This window comes from Salinilacustrithrix flava, assembly GCF_041228405.1.
GTDB classification, from domain to species: domain Bacteria; phylum Actinomycetota; class Acidimicrobiia; order Acidimicrobiales; family Salinilacustritrichaceae; genus Salinilacustrithrix; species Salinilacustrithrix flava.
Genome location: NZ_CP133888.1, coordinates 3,735,619 through 3,751,031 on the forward strand (window position 1 = coordinate 3,735,619; position 15,413 = coordinate 3,751,031).

Genomic DNA, 15,413 nt, shown 5'->3' on the forward strand with positions numbered 1-15,413 from the left:
TCGCCCGGATGGCGAAATTGGCAAACGCTGCGGTCTCAAACACCGTTGATCTCACGATCTTGCGGGTTCGATCCCCGCTCCGGGCACGTCCAAGGCACACGGATTGCTCTTCGAAGCTCCGATGCCGTCGAGCACCGCGACGTCCTCGCGCCGGGCAACGCTCTGGTTCCACCCCGACCTGGTCGACGTGATCGAGAGTCGGTCCAGTGCTTCGGCGAACATGGCATGGATGTCCTCGGAGCGGTTCGAGAAGAAGTAGCGGGGATACGCATACCTCTTCCCTCTGACGGTGACCTTGTTCATCGAGCGACAGCCATCGCTGTGCAACAGGCCGCACACGAATAGCTCGGGATGGCGGTCGAGTGCGATCGTCTCCTGCCAGCTCGCGAGCGCGAGCGGGCGGAGGTGCTTCTTGCCCCCAGCGTGCTGGGGGAAGAGCGCCGGCCACCGCTTGCTCGACATGCCGACCTCGATGCAACCCTCGCGAGTGAGGTGCCCGACGGCGTTCGTCGGGAGCAGGATCTGCATCGACGCCTCGACGAGGTCGATGATCAGGGGCCACGCCATGGCGCACGTGACCCGCATCCGGAACACCTGTCGACGCTGTTCGGAGATGCAGCCGTCGCCCAGGTACTGACCCAACAGGTACGCGTACGCCCGACGCCGACCATCGTCAGCGACCTCCGGAGGGTGGCCCGCGACCATGACGTCAACCGTACGGACGGTGTACGACAGCATCCGCTGCCGCCCCGGGCACCGCTTCGTTGGTCCCGGACCGACCACCTGTGGTCGATCCGGGACCAGTGAACGTCGGGTGGGCGTACGCTCGGAGACATGAAGCTGCTCCTGACCTTCTGCGCGTTCTGCGCCTTCATGAAGTGGCGCCACGACCGCCTCGACGCCGACGACGAGCGCTACGGGTACGGCGCCCACGCGCCGGTGAAGCCGGTGGCGTGAGAAACCCTGCACCCGCGTGAAACCTGGCGCGGGTGGTGGCGGTCGGACCGACCCATGCTCACCTTCCTCTTCCCCGGCCAGGGCAGCCAGCAGCCCGGCATGGGCGCGGCGTTCGCCGACGACCCCGCCTGGTCGGTGGTGGAGCAGGCCTCCGACGCCACCGGGCGCGACGTCGCCCACCTGCTGCTCGACGCCGACGCCGACGAGCTGGTCGAGACCCGCAACGCCCAGCTCGGCACCTTCGTCCACTCGATGGTCGTGCTCGAGGCACTGCGCAGCCGCGACCTCCGACCGGCGGCGGTCGCCGGGCACAGCCTGGGCGAGCTGTCGGCCCTCTGCGCCGCCGGGGTGCTCGGCTTCGACGACGCCGTCCGTCTGGTGGCCGAGCGGGGCGAGGCCATGCAGGTCTGCTGCACCCAGCGGAAGGGCACGATGGCTGCGGTGCTCGGGCTCGACGAGCCGCAGGTGACCGAGGTGTGCGCCGCGGTCGACGGCGACGTCTGGGTGGCCAACAGCAACGCTCCGGGCCAGGTCGTCATCGCCGGCGACCCTGCGGCCATCGACGCCGCGACCGCGGTCGCCAAGGAGGCCGGCGCCAAGCGCGTCATGCCCCTCGATGTCTCCGGCGCGTTCCACACGCCGTTCATGGCCCCGGCCGGCGAGCGCCTCGGCGCCGCGATCGCGGATGCCACCTTCCACGACGCCGGCGTGCCCGTGGCGGCCAACGTCGACGGCGCCATCCACACCGACGCCGGCGAATGGCCGGTGCTGCTGGAGCGACAGCTCACCAGCCCGGTCCGCTGGACCGGCTGCGTCGAGGCCCTCCTCGCCGCCGGCGCGACCACGTTCGTCGAGGTCGGCCCCGGCGCCGTCCTCACCGGCACCATCAAGCGAATCGACAAGGGCACGGCCCGTCACTCGGTGATGACGCCCGACCAGCTCGATGCCGTCGTGGCCGCGATCGGAGCGGACGCATGAGCGGGCGCACGGACGCCGGCAACACCACGACCGGTGGGCTGCGCGGCGGGCGCATCGTCGGCTGGGGCACGGCCCTGCCCGACCAGGTGCTGTCCAACGCCGACCTCGAGGCCAACCTCGACACCACCGATGCCTGGATCACGGAGCGCACCGGCATCAAGGAGCGCCGATACGGCGGCACCACCGCCGGCCTCGCCGCCGAAGCGGGTCGGAAGGCCATCGAGTCCGCCGGCGTCGACCCCGCCTCCATCGACCTGCTGATCCTGTGCACCACCAGCCCGGACCGGAACCTGCCGGCGTCGGCCAGCACGGTCCAGGCCGCGCTCGGCCTCGACTGCGGCGCGTTCGACCTCAACGCCGCCTGCTCCGGCTTCGTCTACGGCCTCGCCGCCGCCAACGGCTACATCGCCATGGGGTCCAAGCGCATCCTGCTCATCGGCGCCGAGACGCTCGACAAGATGACCGACCCCGAGGACCGGGGCACGGCGATCCTGTTCGGCAACGGCGGCGGTGCGGTCGTGATCGACGCCGTCCCCGAGGGCGATCCCGTCCAGCTGCTCGGCTGGGACGTCGGCTCCGACGGCGACGCCGAGCACATCCTCTACGCCGAGCTCGGCGGCTACATGCAGATGGACGGCCGTGAGGTGTTCCGCAAGGCGGTCCGCGTCATGGTCCAGTCGGCCAACACCGCCATGGAGCGGGCCGGCGTGACGGCGAAGGACATCGCCCTCGTCGTCCCCCACCAGGCCAACATCCGCATCATCGACTCGGCCTGCGACAAGCTCGGCTTCGACCGCGAGCAGACCGCCCTCGTGTTGCAGTCCACCGGCAACACCTCGGCGGCCTCCATCCCGCTGGCCCTGTCCGAAGCGCTCGACCAGGGGCGGGTCCGCGACGGCGACCTCGTCCTCCTCGTCGGCTTCGGCGCCGGCATGACCTGGGCCTCGGCGGTGCTGCGCTGGTCCGAGGCCGGCCCGGTCGAGATCGGCGCCGCACCATGAGCACCCCCCGCACCGTCCTCGTCACGGGCGGCAACCGCGGCATCGGACTGGCCTGCACGCAGGCGTTCGTCGCCGACGGCCACCGCGTCGCCACCGTGTCCAGATCGGGTGGGGCGGTCGATGGCGCGCTCGCCGTCGCCTGCGACATCGCCGACCCCGCCGCGGTGGACGCCGCCATCGCCACGGTCGAAGAGCAGCTCGGCCCGATCGAGGTCCTGGTCGCCAACGCCGGCATGACCAAGGACGGCCTGCTGGTGCGGATGTCCGACGAGGACTTCACCAGCGTCATCGAGACCAACCTCACGGGCAGCTTCCGCTTCGCCCGGGCGGTCACCAAGAACATGATGCGGGCCCGGTTCGGTCGCGTCGTCTTCATGTCCTCGGTCGGCGCCTACATGGGTGCCGCCGGACAGGCGAACTACGCCGCCTCCAAGGCCGGTGTCATCGGCCTCGCCCGCTCCATGGCCCGGGAGCTGGCCAGCCGCAGCGTCACCGTCAACGTCGTCACCCCCGGCCCCATCGACACCGACATGTTCGCCGCCGTCACCGACAAGCGGCGCGACGAGCTGGCCGCCACCGTGCCCATGAACCGGTTGGGTTCGCCCGACGAGGTCGCCGCCGTCGTACGGTTCCTGGCGTCCGACGAGGCCAGCTTCGTCACCGGCGCCGTGGTGCCGGTGGACGGCGGCCTCGGCATGGGCTTCTGACCCACCCCTTTCGACAATCCCCCTTCAACACAGGAGACAAGTGCAGTGAGCGACGACTTCGAGCGGTTCCAGAAGTGCGCGGTGGAGGTCCTCTCCGTCGAGGCCACCCAGGTCACCAAGGAGGCGAGCTTCGCCGACGACCTCGACGCCGACAGCCTCGACCTGGTCGAGCTGGTCATGGCCCTCGAGGAGGAGTTCGACGTGACCGTCGAGGAGGAGGAGCTGGAGGGCATCGAGACCGTCGGTGCCGCCTTCGACCTCATCAAGGGCAAGCTCTAGCAAGGGCAGGACGGCACCGATGACCGACGATCGCACCCATCGCACCCGCCGCCGGGTCGCCATCACGGCGGTCAGCGCGGTGGCCAAGGCCGGCATCGGTGCCGAGCAGTTCTGGGACGGGCTCTGCACCGCCCCCGAGGACGGCATGCGCCGGATCGACGACTTCGATCCGGCGCCCTACTTCGCCAACCCGAAGGAGGCCCGCCGCTCAGACCGCTTCGCCCAGCTCGCCCTCGCGGCCGCCCAGGACCTGCTCGAGCAGGCCGGTCACGTCGACGGCGACATCGGCCACGACCCGAGCCGCATGGGCGTCTCCATCGCCACCGGCATCGGCGGCATCGAGACGCTCGAGGAGCAGATCATCGTCAACGCCGAGAAGGGCTCCCGCCGGGTGTCGCCCTTCCTCGTGCCGATGATGATGCCCAACTCGGCCGGCGCGTCGGTGTCGATGAAGTACGGCTGGCAGGGGCCCTGCGAGTCCATCGTCACCGCCTGCGCCGCCGGCACCCACGGCATCACCCGGGCCGCAGACCTCATCGCCTGGGACCGCTGCGACGCGGTCATCGCCGGCGGGTCGGAGTCCGCGCTCACCCCCACCGGGCTGGCCGGGTTCCAGAACATGACGGCGCTGTCCAACGACGGAGTGTCCCGCCCCTTCAGCGCCGACCGCAATGGCTTCGTGATCGCCGAGGGCGCCGGCCTCGTCCTGCTCGAGGAGTGGGACGCCGCGGTCGCCCGGGGCGCCACGATCCTCGGCGAGTTCCTCGGCGGCGCCTCCACCGCGGATGCGCACCACATCACCGCGCCCGCACCGGGCGGGGTCGGCGCCGTCACCTGCATGGAGCTGGCGCTGGCCGACGCCGGCCTGCGGCCCGAGGACATCGGCCACATCAACGCCCACGGCACCTCCACCCCGCTGAACGACGCGGCTGAGGCCCACGCCATCGCCAAGGTCTTCGGCGACGATGGCCCGCCGGTCACCTCGACCAAGGGCGTCACCGGTCACGCGCTCGGCGCCGCCGGTGCGCTCGAGGCCGTGGCGGCGGTCATGGCGATCCAGAAGCGGCTGATCCCGCCGACGTTCGGGACCACCGCGGTGGATCCGGAGCTGCCCCAGATCGACCTGGTGCTGGGCGAACCGCGCGAGTGGGAGCCCGGCCCGGTGCTGTCGAACAGCTTCGGCTTCGGCGGCCACAACGGCTGCCTCATCGTCGCGCCGCCGAGCTGACCTTCGCGTTCCGCTGTCGCTGCCAGCTTCGGGGGGGGGGGCTCTGGCAGCGACAGCGGAACAGCTTGGGGGATCTAGTCGCCTTCGGCGTCGTCGCCGACCTCGACGTCGAGGTTCTCGTCGATGGTGTCCTCGGCGTCGTCGAGGCCCTCGCTGATGTCCTCGCCGGTCTCGTCGAGGTTCTCCTCGACCTGCTCCTCGTCGATGTCGACGTCGACGCCGGTGTCGTCGTCACCGCAGGCGCCGGCACCGAACAGGAGCGCGCCGGCGCAGACGGTGGTGGCCAGGGTCCGTCGGGTGAGGTGGTGCATGGCGCCCTCCCTCCCCTGACGGGAGGCCGGACAGAACCGGGGCTACTGGGCGTCGGCGACCACGAAGAGGAGGTCGGCCTGGCAGGCCACCTCACCACCCACGCTGGCCGTGCCCGAACCCTTGCCGGCCCGGGCCGACATGCGGCCCATGGTCATCTCGAGGGTGAGGGTGTCGCCGGGCAGGACCTGGCGGCGGAACCGGGCCTTGTCGACGCCGCCGAACAGCAGGAGCTTGCCGGCGAAGCGCTCGTCCTGGAGGGCGGCGATGGCGCCGGTCTGGGCGAGGGCTTCGAGCATGAGCACGCCCGGCAGGGTGGGCCGACCTGGGAAGTGGCCGGCGAAGAACGCCTCCTCGCCGGTGAGCACCCACGAGCAGCGAGCCGACTCGCCCGGCACGACCTCGTCGATGGTGGTGATGAACGCGAACGGGTCCCTGTGCGGGAGGACCTGGCGGGGGTCGAGGTCGGTCACCCGCTCAGACCCGACGGATCTCGAGGGCCTTGAGCAGCTTCTTCGGCGTGTCCTTGGGCGTGATCTTCGGCCACGCTTCGAGGACCTTGCCCTTCTCGTCGATGAGGAACGCTGAGCGGATGATGCCCATGTACTTGCGGCCGTACATGGACTTCTCGCCCCACGACCCGTACTTCTCGGCCACCTTGTGGTCGGGGTCCGACAGCAGCGGGAAGCCGAGCGAGTGCTTCTCGTCGAACTTCTTCTGCTTCTCCGGTTCGTCGGGGCTGATGCCGATGATCTGGACGTCGATGTCGTCCTTGATGGCCGAGAGCTCGCAGGACTGCGTGGTGCACCCGGGCGTGTCGGCCTTCGGGTAGAAGTACACGAGCACCTTGCGGCCCTTGAGGTCGGTGAGCTTCACCTTCTCGCCGTCCTGGTCGAGGAGGGTGAACGCGGGGGCCTTGTCGCCAGCTTGAGGTGCCATGCGGCGATCCTGCCATGGCGGAGCCAGGGACGTTGTGAGCGCCAGCGAGCAACTCCAGGTCGCCGAAGGCGACACCTACTCGGCGTTGCGCATCGCCTCGGCCGACATCGAGAAGTAGTCCCGCATGGCCTTCTCGGCCTCGGGGAGGATGTCGCGCTCCTCGACCAGGCTGTTGAGCGCCCGCACCATGTTCCGGTACCACGCGTCGCGCTCGGCCGGGCCGATCGAGAACGGGACGTGGCGCATGCGCAGCCGGGGATGGCCCCGCTCCTGCGAGTACGCCTGGGAGCCGCCCCAGAACTGGATGAGGAACCCGGCCAGGTGGCGCTTGGGCTCGGTGAGGTCCTCGGGGTACATCGGGCGCAGCAGCGGCTCCTCGGCCACGCCGGCGTAGAACCGCTCGACCAGCTCGACGAAGAACTCGTCGCCGCCGACGGCCTGGTGGACGGTGACCTGGAACGTCTCGTCGTCCTGCTCAGCCATCGACGATCGCCTCCGATGCCTGCGCCGCCGTGCCGAAGATGCCCTTGGACATCAGCGACGACTCGGCCTGGCGCCGGCGGCGGTAGACCTCGGCGCGACGCTCGTGGACCTCGGCGTCGTCGGGGGCGGCGGCACCGGCCCACTCGGCCAGCTGGCAGGCGAGGCGCAGGTCGCCGGCGTCGGCGACCTCGACGGCGCGCACCGACAGCGCGGCCGCTCCCCCGGCCAGGCCGGCGACCTCGGCGGCCACGTCGGCGTCTCGGGGCGGCTTGAGGCGAGCGGGGTTGCCGTCGTACCAGCCCCCGTACAGCCGCCAGATGTTGCGCACCACGAACTCGGGCTCGTCGTAGGTGGCCCGCAGGTAGGGCAGCTCGGCGAAGCGCTCGGGCACGCGGACCGTGTGGACGATCTCGTCGAGGGTGGCGCCCTCGTTCATCATCGCCACCGTGTCGCGGAGCAGCCCCTCCAGCGCCGTGGCGGTGTTGTCGAGCACGCCGGCGATGCGCTCCTTGCCCGCGATCGGCAGGCCGTGGGCCGGCAGCAGGAGCTCGGGCTCGAGGGCGATCATCTTGCGCAGCGCCACCGCCCAGTCCGCCGCGTAGCGCTGGACCTTCTGGGGGTTGCCGGCGTTCGGGAACACCCAGATGAACAGGTCGCCGCAGAAGATGGCCTCGTGCTCGGGGACCCAGGACCAGGCGTGGTCGTCGGTCTCGCCCCGGTCGTGGTGGATCTCGACGGCGGTGTCGCCGACCGACAGCGACAGGTCGTCCTCGAAGGTGACGTCAGGCGCCACGAACTGGTCCGGGAACTGCAGGCCGCCGGGGCCGAACTGCCGGGCGTTGATCACCGCGTTGTAGCCGTGCGTGTCCCGGTAGCGGGCGAAGCGCTCCGGTGCGTTCTCGTGCGAGGTGATGCGGGGGCGGGCGTGGCCCCGAGCCTCGGCGTCGGCGAGGAACGCCGGCGCGCCGCCGACGTGGTCGACGTGGCCGTGGGTGTAGACGATGTGGGTCAGCGGGTCCTCGGTCCACCGACGCAGCGCCTCGACGGCCAGCGCGCCGAACGGTGCCAGCGAGGTGTCGAACACGGCCAGCTCACCGCCCGACCGCAGCCCCCACACGTGGGAGAACGCCGCCACCATCCCGATGCCGTCGGCGACCTCGTGGAACGAGGCGTCGGTCGGGTTGTTGGCAGCCGGGCCCTCGTAGGTGCCCTCGTCGATGTAGCGGGCGGAGCGCTCCAGCAGCTCGGTCATCGCCCGATTCTGGCAGCGACCACGGAACGAGCTCAGGTCCAGCCGTTGAACCGGCCCTGGGGGCGGGCGTGCACGTGCCAGTGGCCGGGGATGGAGCGGCGGTCCGGGTCCAGCCAGTGTTCCCCGAGCTGGGCGTCGGCGACGGCGTGGAGCTGCTCGACCATCCTCGCCTGATCGGCTTCGGACGGGTCGATGCCGTGCGGGCGCCACACGACCATCGGCACCGCGCACGCCTCGCACTCGGCGACCCAGCACAGCTCGTCCTCGTGGAACCACGGGGTCAGCCGGGCCGCCTCGCACAGCTCGCAGTCGGGATCGTGATCGGGTGTGCCCATGCGCCATCGAGCCTGCCCGCGCGACGTGGGAACTGCCAGTTTCTGAGGGGGGTGCCGGTAGCGTCGGACCTGTGGCGACCCCCCACTCCACCTCCGCCTACGCCGACGCGCCCAAGTCCGGGAGCGGGCCCGGCGTGCTCGTCCTGCACTCGTGGTGGGGCCTGAACGACGCCATCAAGGACCGGTGCAACCAGCTGGCCGATGCCGGCTTCACCGTGGTCGCCCCCGACCTGTTCGACGGCGAGGTCGTCCGCGACGACGCCCACGGCGAGCAGCTCCTGGCCGAGGCCGACGCCAACCGGCTCGTGCTCGGCGTCCAGTCCTCCGCCGACGCCCTCCACCGCATGCCGGCCACCCAGGGAAGCCGCATCATGGTCGTCGGCTTCTCCATGGGCGCGTCGCTCGGGTTGTGGTTCTCCGAGCGCTTCCCCGACCAGGTCTCCGCCGTCGTGGGCTACTACGGCACCCAGAGCATCGACTTCACGGCGACCATGTCCGCCTACCAGCTGCACCTGGCCGAGGACGACGCCATGGTCGACCCCGACGAGCTGGCCCTCATGGAGGCCAGCTTCGGCCTCGCCGGCCGGCCGGTGGAGGTCCACACCTACGAGGGCGTCGCCCACCACTTCGCCGAGGCCGGCACCCCGAACTACGACGCCGACGCGGCCGACCTCGCCTGGCAGCGGACCATCGAGTTCCTCCGCCAGCACGCATGAGCCCGGGCGGCGCCCGGACCGACTCCTCGCTCCGGGCGCGGGCGACCCGGGTGGCTCGGGCCATGGTCGCCGAGTGGACCCACGACCGCGTCCCCGACGCTGCCGCGGCCGTGGCCTTCTACGCCGTGCTCAGCCTCCTGCCGGCGTTCCTGGCCCTGGCCGCGATGCTCGGCCCGCTCGACTCCCTCATCGGCGGGGAGGTCGCCGAGCGCGTGCAGGAGCGGGTGCTCGACTTCCTCGGCACGGTGCTCACGTCCGAGGCGGACGGCACCCTCGAGGTGGCTCGCGACCTGTTCGAGAACGAACGCCCGGGCCTGCTGACCTTCTCGCTCGTGATCGCGATCTGGACCGTGTCGCGCAGCTTCGCCGCCCTCGTGCGCGCGCTCGACGTGGTCTACGACCTGGACGAGCACCGCAGCTGGTTGCGGGTCCGCGGCACCGCCCTGCTCGTCGCCGTGGGCTCGGTCGTGGCCGCGTCGCTCATGCTCGTGGCCATCGTCGTCGGCCCGCTGTTCGGCACCGGCGAGCAGATCGCCGACCAGGTCGGCCTCGGCGACCAGTTCGTGTTCCTCTGGGACGTCTTCCGGCTGCCGTTCGCGTTCGTCGTGCTCGTGCTGTGGGCGGCGACGATCTTCCACATCGCCCCCAACCACCACACGCCGTGGCGCTGGGACGTGCCGGGCGCGCTGCTCACTGCGGTGCTGTGGCTGCTGTTCTCCGGCGCGCTGCGCCTGTACCTGGAGCTCGCCCAGGCCGGGAACGCGGTGTTCGGCGCCCTCGGCGGTGCGCTCATCGTGCTGCTGTGGTTCTGGCTGCTGTCGCTCGCCGTGCTCATCGGTGGCGAGCTCAACCAGGTGCTGGCCGACGAGGCCGGCGTGGACCTGGGCTCAGACGCCGTCGATCGCGCGACGGAGATCGGCGACGAACGCACCGGCCTCCAGCGCGGACCCGCCGTCGAGGAGCAGGCGCATGATCGCCGAGGCGACGATCACCCCGTCTGACGGGGCGGCGGCCGCAGCAGCGGTCTCCGGGGAGGAGATGCCGAAGCCCATCACCACCGGGAGATCGGTGATCTGCTTGACCCGACCGGCCAGGTCCGCGGTCCACGTCCCGACCTCGGAGCGCTCGCCGGTCACGCCGAGCACGTTCACGCCGTAGACGAAGCCCCGGCTGCGAGCGGTCAGCTTGGCGAGGCGCTCGTCGCTGCTGATCGGGCTGGCCAGCATGACGGTGTCGAGGTCGGCGTCGCCCACCGCCTCCTCCCAGGCGTCCATCTCCTCGTAGGGGACGTCGGGGATGATCGCGCCGTGCACCCCGGACTGGATGCACTCCTCGACGAAGCGCCGGTACCCCATGCGGAACGGGATGTTGGCGTAGGTCATCACGATGAGCGGGATGGAGACGTCGAGGCCGCGCAGCTCGGACAGGACCGTGCGGGGCGTGGTGCCCCGGCGCAGCGCCTGGTCGGATGCGGCCTGGATCGTGGGCCCGTCCATGACCGGGTCGGAGAACGGGATGTTGACCTCGACACCGTCGGCGCCGGCGTCCTCGTAGGCGCGGATGACGTCGAGCCAGTCGTCGGTGATGCCGCCGGTGACGTAGGGCATCAGCAGCTTGCGGCCGCTGTCGCGCCGCTCGCGCAGGTGCTTCTCGAGCGTGCCCATCACAGCTCCCCGAGGATCTCGGCGACCTGGGCCACGTCCTTGTCGCCCCGGCCCGACAGGTTGAGCAGCACGGTCTTGCCGGCGAGCTCCTCACGGGCCCGGCTGACCCAGGCGAGGGCGTGGGCCGGCTCGAGCGCCGGGATGATGCCCTCGGTGCGGGACAGCAGCTGGAAGGCGTCGAGCACCTCGGCGTCGGTGACCGACTCGTAGCGGGCCCGACCCAGCTCGGCGAGGTGGGCGTGCTCGGGGCCGACGCCGGGGTAGTCGAGGCCGGCGGAGATCGACTGGGCCTCCTGGACCTGGCCGTGGTCGTCCTGGAGCAGGAACGATGTGGAGCCGTGGACGATGCCGGCCACGCCGCGCCCGACGGCTGCGCCGCCGGCGGGCTCGACGCCCACCAGGTCGGCGTCGGAGTCGACGAAGCCGGAGAAGATGCCGATGGCGTTGGAGCCGCCACCCACGCAGGCGGTGACGACGTCCGGGTCCCGTCCGTCGAGGGCGAGGCACTGCTCGCGGGCCTCGGTGCCGATCACCCGGTGCAGCTCGCGGACCATGAACGGGTACGGGTGCGGGCCCATCGCCGAGCCGAGGCAGTAGTGGGTGGACTCCACGGTGGCGACCCAGTCCCGCATGGCCTCGTTCACCGCGTCCTTGAGGGTGCGGGAGCCGGTCTCGGCCGAGCGGACCTCGGCGCCGAGGAGGCGCATCCGGAACACGTTGAGCTTCTGGCGCTCCATGTCGACGGCGCCCATGTAGACGACGCAGTCGAGGCCGAGCAGGGCGGCGGCGGTCGCGGTGGCCACGCCGTGCTGGCCGGCGCCGGTCTCGGCCACCAGGCGCTTCTTGCCCATCCGCTGGGCGAGCAGGGCCTGGCCGAGGACGTTGTTGATCTTGTGGCTGCCGGTGTGGTTCAGGTCCTCGCGCTTGAGCAGCAGGCGCAGGCCGAGCTCGTCGGAGAGGCGGTCGCACAGGGTCAGGGGGCTGGGGCGGCCGGCGTAGTCGCGCAGGAGGCCGTCGAGCCGACCCCGGAAGGCCTCGTCGGCCCAGGCGGCGCGGAACTCGTGCTCGACCTCCTGGCAGGCACCGACCAGGGTCTCGGGGACGAACTGGCCGCCGAAGCGGCCGAAGCGGCCGTCGGGCACGTCGCCCATGATCGAGTCGGCGGCGGTGGGCGTGGTGGTCATGGTGCGGTCCAGAGGTCGGCGAGGGGGGTGTGGGGGTCGGTGCCGGGGTCGGCAGCCTTGGCGGCGGCGACGAACGCCCGCACGGCGTCGGGGTCCTTCTTCCCGAAGGACGCCTCGACACCGGAGGCGACGTCGACGCCCCAGGGCCGGACCGTGCGGATGGCGTCGGCCACGGTGTCGGGCCGGAGGCCGCCGGCGAGGAGCACTCGGTGGCGACGGGTGAGGTCGCCGACCAGGCTCCAGTCGAAGGGCTCGCCGCCGCCGGGCGTGGGTGCGTCGAGCAGGAGGATGTCGGCGCCGTGGCGGTCGATCTCGTCGAGCTGAGGGTCGCCGGCCGCCATGCCGCGGATCAGCACCGGGACCCGCTCGTGCACCTGGGCGCTGGTGGCGGGCGTCTCGGCGCCGTGGAGCTGGGCCGCCCGCAGGCCGACCTCGTCGACGATGTCGAGGACCTCCCGGGCCAGGTGGTCGCGGAAGACGCCGACGGTGAGCACGTGGTCGGGGACGGCGGCCACGATCTCCTTGGCCTCCTCGACGGTGACCTGGCGGCGGGAGGGGGCGAAGATCACGCCGATCGCGTCGGCACCAGCGTCGACGGCCAGCTCGGCGTCAGCGGCGCTGGTGGTGGCGCAGATCTTCACGAACACGGCCGCGACCGTAACTGAGGCACAACCCGATTCCCCCGGCAGATCCGAAGAGAAAATCCCGTGGATCCTGACCACGGGTGGTCAGGATCCACGGGATTCTCATCTACGGAGGGCGGCGACCGCGGCGGTGGGGTCGCCGGACGTGACGAGGGACTCCCCCACCAGGACGGCGTCGTAGCCGGCATCGGCGAGGGCCTTGGCGTCGTCGGCGTCGCGCACGCCGGATTCGGCGACCGACACGACGTGATCGGGGAACGCCGCGGCCATGCGCACGGCCCGCTCGTGGTCGACCTCGAAGGTGACGAGATCCCGCTGGTTGACGCCGACGAGGGTGGCGCCGACGGCGAGGGCCCGTTCGAGCTCGGCTTCGTCGTGGACCTCGACCAGCGCGTCGAGGCCGATCTCGGTGGCGGTGCGGTGGAACTCGCCCAGCTCCTCGTCGTCGAGGGCGGCGGCGATCAGCAGCACGCAGTCGGCGCCCATCAGCCGGGCGTCGAGCACGTCCTTGACCGACACCGTGAAGTCCTTGCGCAGCACGGGGAGGCGTGTGCCGGCCCGGGCTGCGGCGAGGTCCTCGGGCGAGCCGCCGAAGTGCACCTCGTCGGTGAGCACCGACAGGCACGTGGCCCCGCCCTGCTCGTACTGGCCGGCGAGGCGGGCGGGGTCGAGGTCGGCGAACAGGTCGCCCTTGGAGGGCGAGCGGCGCTTCACCTCGGCGATGACCGCGAGGCCGTCCGCGGCGCGCAGGGCGTCGGCGAAGCCGCGGGTCGGCTTGGCGCCCTCGAGGGCGCGACGGAGCTCGACCTCCGACCGCTCGTCGCCGGCGGCGGTCAGCCGGTGGGCGAGCAGGATGCCGTCGAGGTAGGTGGCCATGACCCGTCGCTTGTGCCGGTGGTCAGCCGGGGAGGCCCTTGGCCTGCACCGGGGTGCAGATGTGCAGCTCGGGGGCGCCGGCGAGCAGGCCGCCGATCTTGCCGCCGAAGGCCTTGAAGGCGTCGCTGGCGCCGTGGGCCTTGAGGGCATCGTTGTCGGTGTACATCTCGTAGACCCACACAGAGGTCTCGTCCCCGGTGTCGGTGCTGATGGCGTACACGCGGGTGCCGTCCTCGGACTCGACCTGCGGGAAGTAGTCCTGGAAGGCGGCGACGATCTCGTCGCGCTTGCCTTCCTGGGCCTGGATGCGGGCGATGACGGTGAGCTGCGACATGGGCGGCGACGCTACCGGACAGCCTCGCCGCGAGCGGTCACTCCCGGTCGTTCCGGCTGGCGTTGATGAGCGCGACGAAGGGCAGGGCCAGGAAGCTCAGCCCGGCGAGGGCGAGCACGAAGAACCCGGCGATGAGCATCCCGCCGTAGCCGAGGAACGCGCCACCGAGGATCATCGTGACCCCGACCGCGGCCAGCGTCGCGGGGGCGAGGGCGAAGGCCCGGGGGATGCTGGGCGCTCCGGTGGGCGTGTCGTCGAAGAGCCGGGGATCGATGTCGTCGGAGGTGTCGAAGGGCTGGAAGGAGCTGTCGGGGTCCCGCACGTGGGCGCCGCCCGCCGTGGTCGACGGACCGGCGAGGCGGGCGTCGTAGGCAGCCCGCCTGGCCGGGTCGGACAGCACCGTCCACGCCGCGTTGACGCGGGCCATCCGGACGGCAGCGTCGGCTCGGGCCTGCTCGCTGGAGGCGCCCATGCGGTCGGGGTGGTGCCGGCGGGCCAGGGCCACGTAGGCGGCGCGGATGTCCGCCGGGGACGCGGAGGGGGCGACGCCGAGCTCGTCGTAGTGGCGCGGCTCCCTCCCGTCCTGCTGGTGACCCATGGGGGCCACCCTACGAGGGCCTCAGTCGTCCTCCGTCGTGGTCGGACCCGGCGTCGGGGTCGCCTCGTCGGGCTCCGTCGTCGTCGTGGACGTCGTGGTCGTCGGGCGCGGCGCGCAGGACGGGACCTCGAGCGGGAAGGTGCGCTCGTCGGCACCGTCGGCCACCACCGCCGTCGCGGTCACCGTGGCGGTCTGCTCGCAGCGGTAGGTGAACACGGCCACGCCGTCGCTGTCCGTGGCGCTCGGGGCATCGACCAGCTCCCACCCCGCCGAGCGCACCTGCACCGGCTGGCCCGGGAGCGGCCGCGTGCGGCCGACGCCGTCATCGCCGACCACCTTCTCCACGACCCGGACCGCGAGGCTCACCGTGTCGCCCACGGTCGGCGCCGCCGGCGTCACGTCGGACAGCACGAGGATCCCCTGGTGCTCCCGGACCACGAGCCGCAGCTCCCGGGGCTGGGACTCGGTGAGGAAGAAGACCTCGGGCTCGAGCATCGTCAGCGTGGGCGGGGCGAACGCCCGGACCCGCATGCGCCCGCCCGGCAGCCCCTCCAGCACCCAGGTCCCGTCGTCGCGGGTGCGCACCTCGCGGACCTGGACCGCGTCGCCGACCAGCCGCTCGATGCGCACGATCGCGCCCGGGACCGGCCCGGACGGACCGGTGACGTCGCCGCTGAGGATGGCGTCACCGAACTCGGCCAGGGTCGTGGTCGTCTGGCCGGCCACGGCCTGCAGGACGGTGCGGGAGTGGTCGACCGAGGTCGTGGTCTCCGCCGGCCGGGTGGTGGCGGTGGGATCGGGCGGGGGCAGCGTGGCCCGCTCGGGGGCGCTGCACGTGCTGCCGAACACGGCGATCACGAGGGCCACGCCCGCCACCACGGCGACGAGGCGGGCGGGGTGGCGGACCTGCGGGAACCGGGCCATCGGCC

General features: G+C 71.9%; 22 protein-coding genes and 1 tRNA gene. 9 read left to right on the forward strand and 14 right to left on the reverse strand.

Annotation, left to right across the window (positions count from 1 at the left end; genetic code table 11):
- Positions 1–2 precede the first annotated feature (2 nt).
- Positions 3–86, forward strand: a tRNA-Leu gene (locus RGQ06_RS18275).
- Here the strand turns inward: RGQ06_RS18275 and RGQ06_RS18280 are convergent.
- Entirely contained in the window at positions 52–705 is a 654-nt protein-coding gene (locus tag RGQ06_RS18280; protein WP_432427812.1) for a hypothetical protein, read from the reverse strand. The genes RGQ06_RS18275 and RGQ06_RS18280 overlap by 35 nt on opposite strands.
- Before the next feature lie 129 nt (positions 706–834).
- Here RGQ06_RS18280 and RGQ06_RS18285 point away from each other — a divergent pair, with 129 nt between their 5' ends.
- Genes RGQ06_RS18285 through RGQ06_RS18310 form a run of 6 tightly spaced genes read left to right on the forward strand, consistent with a single transcriptional unit; the run spans position 835 to position 5,150 of the window.
- The gene (locus tag RGQ06_RS18285) at positions 835–957 is read left to right on the forward strand and encodes a hypothetical protein (protein ID WP_432427813.1); all 123 of its coding nucleotides are present in this window, start codon (positions 835–837) and stop codon (positions 955–957) included.
- 54 nt (positions 958–1,011) lie between these two features.
- Positions 1,012–1,935 (forward strand): ACP S-malonyltransferase, encoded by a 924-nt coding sequence (fabD, locus tag RGQ06_RS18290; RefSeq protein WP_432427814.1) that lies wholly within the window; start codon positions 1,012–1,014, stop codon positions 1,933–1,935.
- Positions 1,932–2,936: a beta-ketoacyl-ACP synthase III gene (locus tag RGQ06_RS18295; protein ID WP_432427815.1), complete on the forward strand. Its 1,005-nt coding sequence runs from the start codon at positions 1,932–1,934 to the stop codon at positions 2,934–2,936. The genes fabD and RGQ06_RS18295 overlap by 4 nt, the downstream gene beginning before the upstream one ends.
- The gene (fabG, locus tag RGQ06_RS18300) at positions 2,933–3,643 is read left to right on the forward strand and encodes a 3-oxoacyl-ACP reductase FabG (RefSeq protein WP_432427816.1); all 711 of its coding nucleotides are present in this window, start codon (positions 2,933–2,935) and stop codon (positions 3,641–3,643) included. Before RGQ06_RS18295 ends, fabG begins: the two co-directional genes overlap by 4 nt.
- Before the next feature lie 45 nt (positions 3,644–3,688).
- Positions 3,689–3,922 carry an acyl carrier protein gene (acpP, locus tag RGQ06_RS18305; protein ID WP_432427817.1) on the forward strand — a complete coding sequence of 78 codons (234 nt, stop codon included), beginning with the start codon at positions 3,689–3,691 and terminating at the stop codon, positions 3,920–3,922.
- Positions 3,923–3,941: 19 nt separating this feature from the next.
- On the forward strand, positions 3,942–5,150 hold the full coding sequence (locus tag RGQ06_RS18310; protein WP_432427818.1) for a beta-ketoacyl-[acyl-carrier-protein] synthase family protein: 1,209 nt from the start codon (positions 3,942–3,944) through the stop codon (positions 5,148–5,150).
- 74 nt (positions 5,151–5,224) lie between these two features.
- On the opposite strand, the gene RGQ06_RS18315 is transcribed toward RGQ06_RS18310, so the two are convergent.
- The 6 genes from RGQ06_RS18315 to RGQ06_RS18340 form a co-directional block, all read right to left on the reverse strand.
- Positions 5,225–5,461 (reverse strand): hypothetical protein, encoded by a 237-nt coding sequence (locus RGQ06_RS18315; protein ID WP_432427819.1) that lies wholly within the window; start codon positions 5,459–5,461, stop codon positions 5,225–5,227.
- Between the two features lie 42 nt (positions 5,462–5,503).
- On the reverse strand, positions 5,504–5,932 hold the full coding sequence (gene fabZ / locus RGQ06_RS18320) for a 3-hydroxyacyl-ACP dehydratase FabZ (RefSeq protein ID WP_432427820.1): 429 nt from the start codon (positions 5,930–5,932) through the stop codon (positions 5,504–5,506).
- A 4-nt stretch (positions 5,933–5,936) separates the two neighbouring features.
- Positions 5,937–6,398 carry a thioredoxin-dependent thiol peroxidase gene (gene bcp / locus RGQ06_RS18325; RefSeq protein WP_432427821.1) on the reverse strand — a complete coding sequence of 154 codons (462 nt, stop codon included), beginning with the start codon at positions 6,396–6,398 and terminating at the stop codon, positions 5,937–5,939.
- Between the two features lie 75 nt (positions 6,399–6,473).
- A complete protein-coding gene (locus RGQ06_RS18330; protein WP_432427822.1) occupies positions 6,474–6,881 on the reverse strand; it encodes a globin in 408 nt (135 codons plus the stop codon).
- Entirely contained in the window at positions 6,874–8,133 is a 1,260-nt protein-coding gene (locus RGQ06_RS18335) for an alkyl sulfatase dimerization domain-containing protein (RefSeq protein WP_432427823.1), read from the reverse strand. The genes RGQ06_RS18330 and RGQ06_RS18335 overlap by 8 nt, the downstream gene beginning before the upstream one ends.
- A 32-nt stretch (positions 8,134–8,165) precedes the next feature.
- Positions 8,166–8,468, reverse strand: a complete 303-nt coding sequence (locus RGQ06_RS18340; protein WP_432427824.1) for a hypothetical protein — start codon at positions 8,466–8,468, stop codon at positions 8,166–8,168.
- 71 nt (positions 8,469–8,539) lie between these two features.
- Here RGQ06_RS18340 and RGQ06_RS18345 point away from each other — a divergent pair, with 71 nt between their 5' ends.
- Both RGQ06_RS18345 and RGQ06_RS18350 read left to right on the forward strand, forming a co-directional pair.
- Positions 8,540–9,184, forward strand: coding sequence for a dienelactone hydrolase family protein (locus RGQ06_RS18345; protein WP_432427825.1), 645 nt, complete (start codon positions 8,540–8,542; stop codon positions 9,182–9,184).
- Positions 9,181–10,185 carry a YihY/virulence factor BrkB family protein gene (locus tag RGQ06_RS18350; protein WP_432427826.1) on the forward strand — a complete coding sequence of 335 codons (1,005 nt, stop codon included), beginning with the start codon at positions 9,181–9,183 and terminating at the stop codon, positions 10,183–10,185. Before RGQ06_RS18345 ends, RGQ06_RS18350 begins: the two co-directional genes overlap by 4 nt.
- Here the strand turns inward: RGQ06_RS18350 and trpA are convergent.
- The 7 genes from trpA to RGQ06_RS18385 form a co-directional block, all read right to left on the reverse strand.
- The gene (gene trpA, locus RGQ06_RS18355) at positions 10,072–10,848 is read right to left on the reverse strand and encodes a tryptophan synthase subunit alpha (RefSeq protein WP_432427827.1); all 777 of its coding nucleotides are present in this window, start codon (positions 10,846–10,848) and stop codon (positions 10,072–10,074) included. The genes RGQ06_RS18350 and trpA overlap by 114 nt on opposite strands.
- Complete coding sequence (trpB, locus tag RGQ06_RS18360; RefSeq protein ID WP_432427828.1) at positions 10,848–12,032, reverse strand: tryptophan synthase subunit beta; 1,185 nt, start codon at positions 12,030–12,032, stop codon at positions 10,848–10,850. The genes trpA and trpB overlap by 1 nt, the downstream gene beginning before the upstream one ends.
- Positions 12,029–12,679, reverse strand: a complete 651-nt coding sequence (locus tag RGQ06_RS18365) for a phosphoribosylanthranilate isomerase (RefSeq protein WP_432427829.1) — start codon at positions 12,677–12,679, stop codon at positions 12,029–12,031. The genes trpB and RGQ06_RS18365 overlap by 4 nt, the downstream gene beginning before the upstream one ends.
- Before the next feature lie 99 nt (positions 12,680–12,778).
- Positions 12,779–13,552 carry an indole-3-glycerol phosphate synthase TrpC gene (gene trpC, locus RGQ06_RS18370; RefSeq protein ID WP_432427830.1) on the reverse strand — a complete coding sequence of 258 codons (774 nt, stop codon included), beginning with the start codon at positions 13,550–13,552 and terminating at the stop codon, positions 12,779–12,781.
- A 22-nt stretch (positions 13,553–13,574) separates the two neighbouring features.
- Positions 13,575–13,886: a putative quinol monooxygenase gene (locus RGQ06_RS18375; RefSeq protein WP_432427831.1), complete on the reverse strand. Its 312-nt coding sequence runs from the start codon at positions 13,884–13,886 to the stop codon at positions 13,575–13,577.
- Between the two features lie 37 nt (positions 13,887–13,923).
- Complete coding sequence (locus RGQ06_RS18380) at positions 13,924–14,484, reverse strand: J domain-containing protein (RefSeq protein ID WP_432427832.1); 561 nt, start codon at positions 14,482–14,484, stop codon at positions 13,924–13,926.
- 21 nt (positions 14,485–14,505) lie between these two features.
- Entirely contained in the window at positions 14,506–15,408 is a 903-nt protein-coding gene (locus RGQ06_RS18385) for a carboxypeptidase-like regulatory domain-containing protein (RefSeq protein ID WP_432427833.1), read from the reverse strand.
- Between the last annotated feature and the right edge of the window lie 5 nt (positions 15,409–15,413).

Bases quoted from the DNA above. Each gene is read 5' to 3' on its own strand.
- RGQ06_RS18295 (WP_432427815.1), top strand. From the start codon at position 1,932: ATGAGCGGGCGCACGGACGCCGGCAACACCACGACCGGTGGGCTGCGC.
- trpA (WP_432427827.1), bottom strand. From the start codon at position 10,848: ATGGGCACGCTCGAGAAGCACCTGCGCGAGCGGCGCGACAGCGGCCGC.
- RGQ06_RS18380 (WP_432427832.1), bottom strand. From the start codon at position 14,484: ATGGGTCACCAGCAGGACGGGAGGGAGCCGCGCCACTACGACGAGCTC.
- RGQ06_RS18315 (WP_432427819.1), bottom strand. From the start codon at position 5,461: ATGCACCACCTCACCCGACGGACCCTGGCCACCACCGTCTGCGCCGGC.
- RGQ06_RS18330 (WP_432427822.1), bottom strand. From the start codon at position 6,881: ATGGCTGAGCAGGACGACGAGACGTTCCAGGTCACCGTCCACCAGGCC.
- RGQ06_RS18350 (WP_432427826.1), top strand. From the start codon at position 9,181: ATGAGCCCGGGCGGCGCCCGGACCGACTCCTCGCTCCGGGCGCGGGCG.
- RGQ06_RS18335 (WP_432427823.1), bottom strand. From the start codon at position 8,133: ATGACCGAGCTGCTGGAGCGCTCCGCCCGCTACATCGACGAGGGCACC.
- fabG (WP_432427816.1), top strand. From the start codon at position 2,933: ATGAGCACCCCCCGCACCGTCCTCGTCACGGGCGGCAACCGCGGCATC.
- RGQ06_RS18340 (WP_432427824.1), bottom strand. From the start codon at position 8,468: ATGGGCACACCCGATCACGATCCCGACTGCGAGCTGTGCGAGGCGGCC.
- trpB (WP_432427828.1), bottom strand. From the start codon at position 12,032: ATGACCACCACGCCCACCGCCGCCGACTCGATCATGGGCGACGTGCCC.
- fabD (WP_432427814.1), top strand. From the start codon at position 1,012: ATGCTCACCTTCCTCTTCCCCGGCCAGGGCAGCCAGCAGCCCGGCATG.
- trpC (WP_432427830.1), bottom strand. From the start codon at position 13,552: ATGGCCACCTACCTCGACGGCATCCTGCTCGCCCACCGGCTGACCGCC.
- RGQ06_RS18385 (WP_432427833.1), bottom strand. From the start codon at position 15,408: ATGGCCCGGTTCCCGCAGGTCCGCCACCCCGCCCGCCTCGTCGCCGTG.
- bcp (WP_432427821.1), bottom strand. From the start codon at position 6,398: ATGGCACCTCAAGCTGGCGACAAGGCCCCCGCGTTCACCCTCCTCGAC.
- RGQ06_RS18280 (WP_432427812.1), bottom strand. From the start codon at position 705: ATGGTCGCGGGCCACCCTCCGGAGGTCGCTGACGATGGTCGGCGTCGG.
- RGQ06_RS18375 (WP_432427831.1), bottom strand. From the start codon at position 13,886: ATGTCGCAGCTCACCGTCATCGCCCGCATCCAGGCCCAGGAAGGCAAG.
- RGQ06_RS18310 (WP_432427818.1), top strand. From the start codon at position 3,942: ATGACCGACGATCGCACCCATCGCACCCGCCGCCGGGTCGCCATCACG.
- RGQ06_RS18285 (WP_432427813.1), top strand. From the start codon at position 835: ATGAAGCTGCTCCTGACCTTCTGCGCGTTCTGCGCCTTCATGAAGTGG.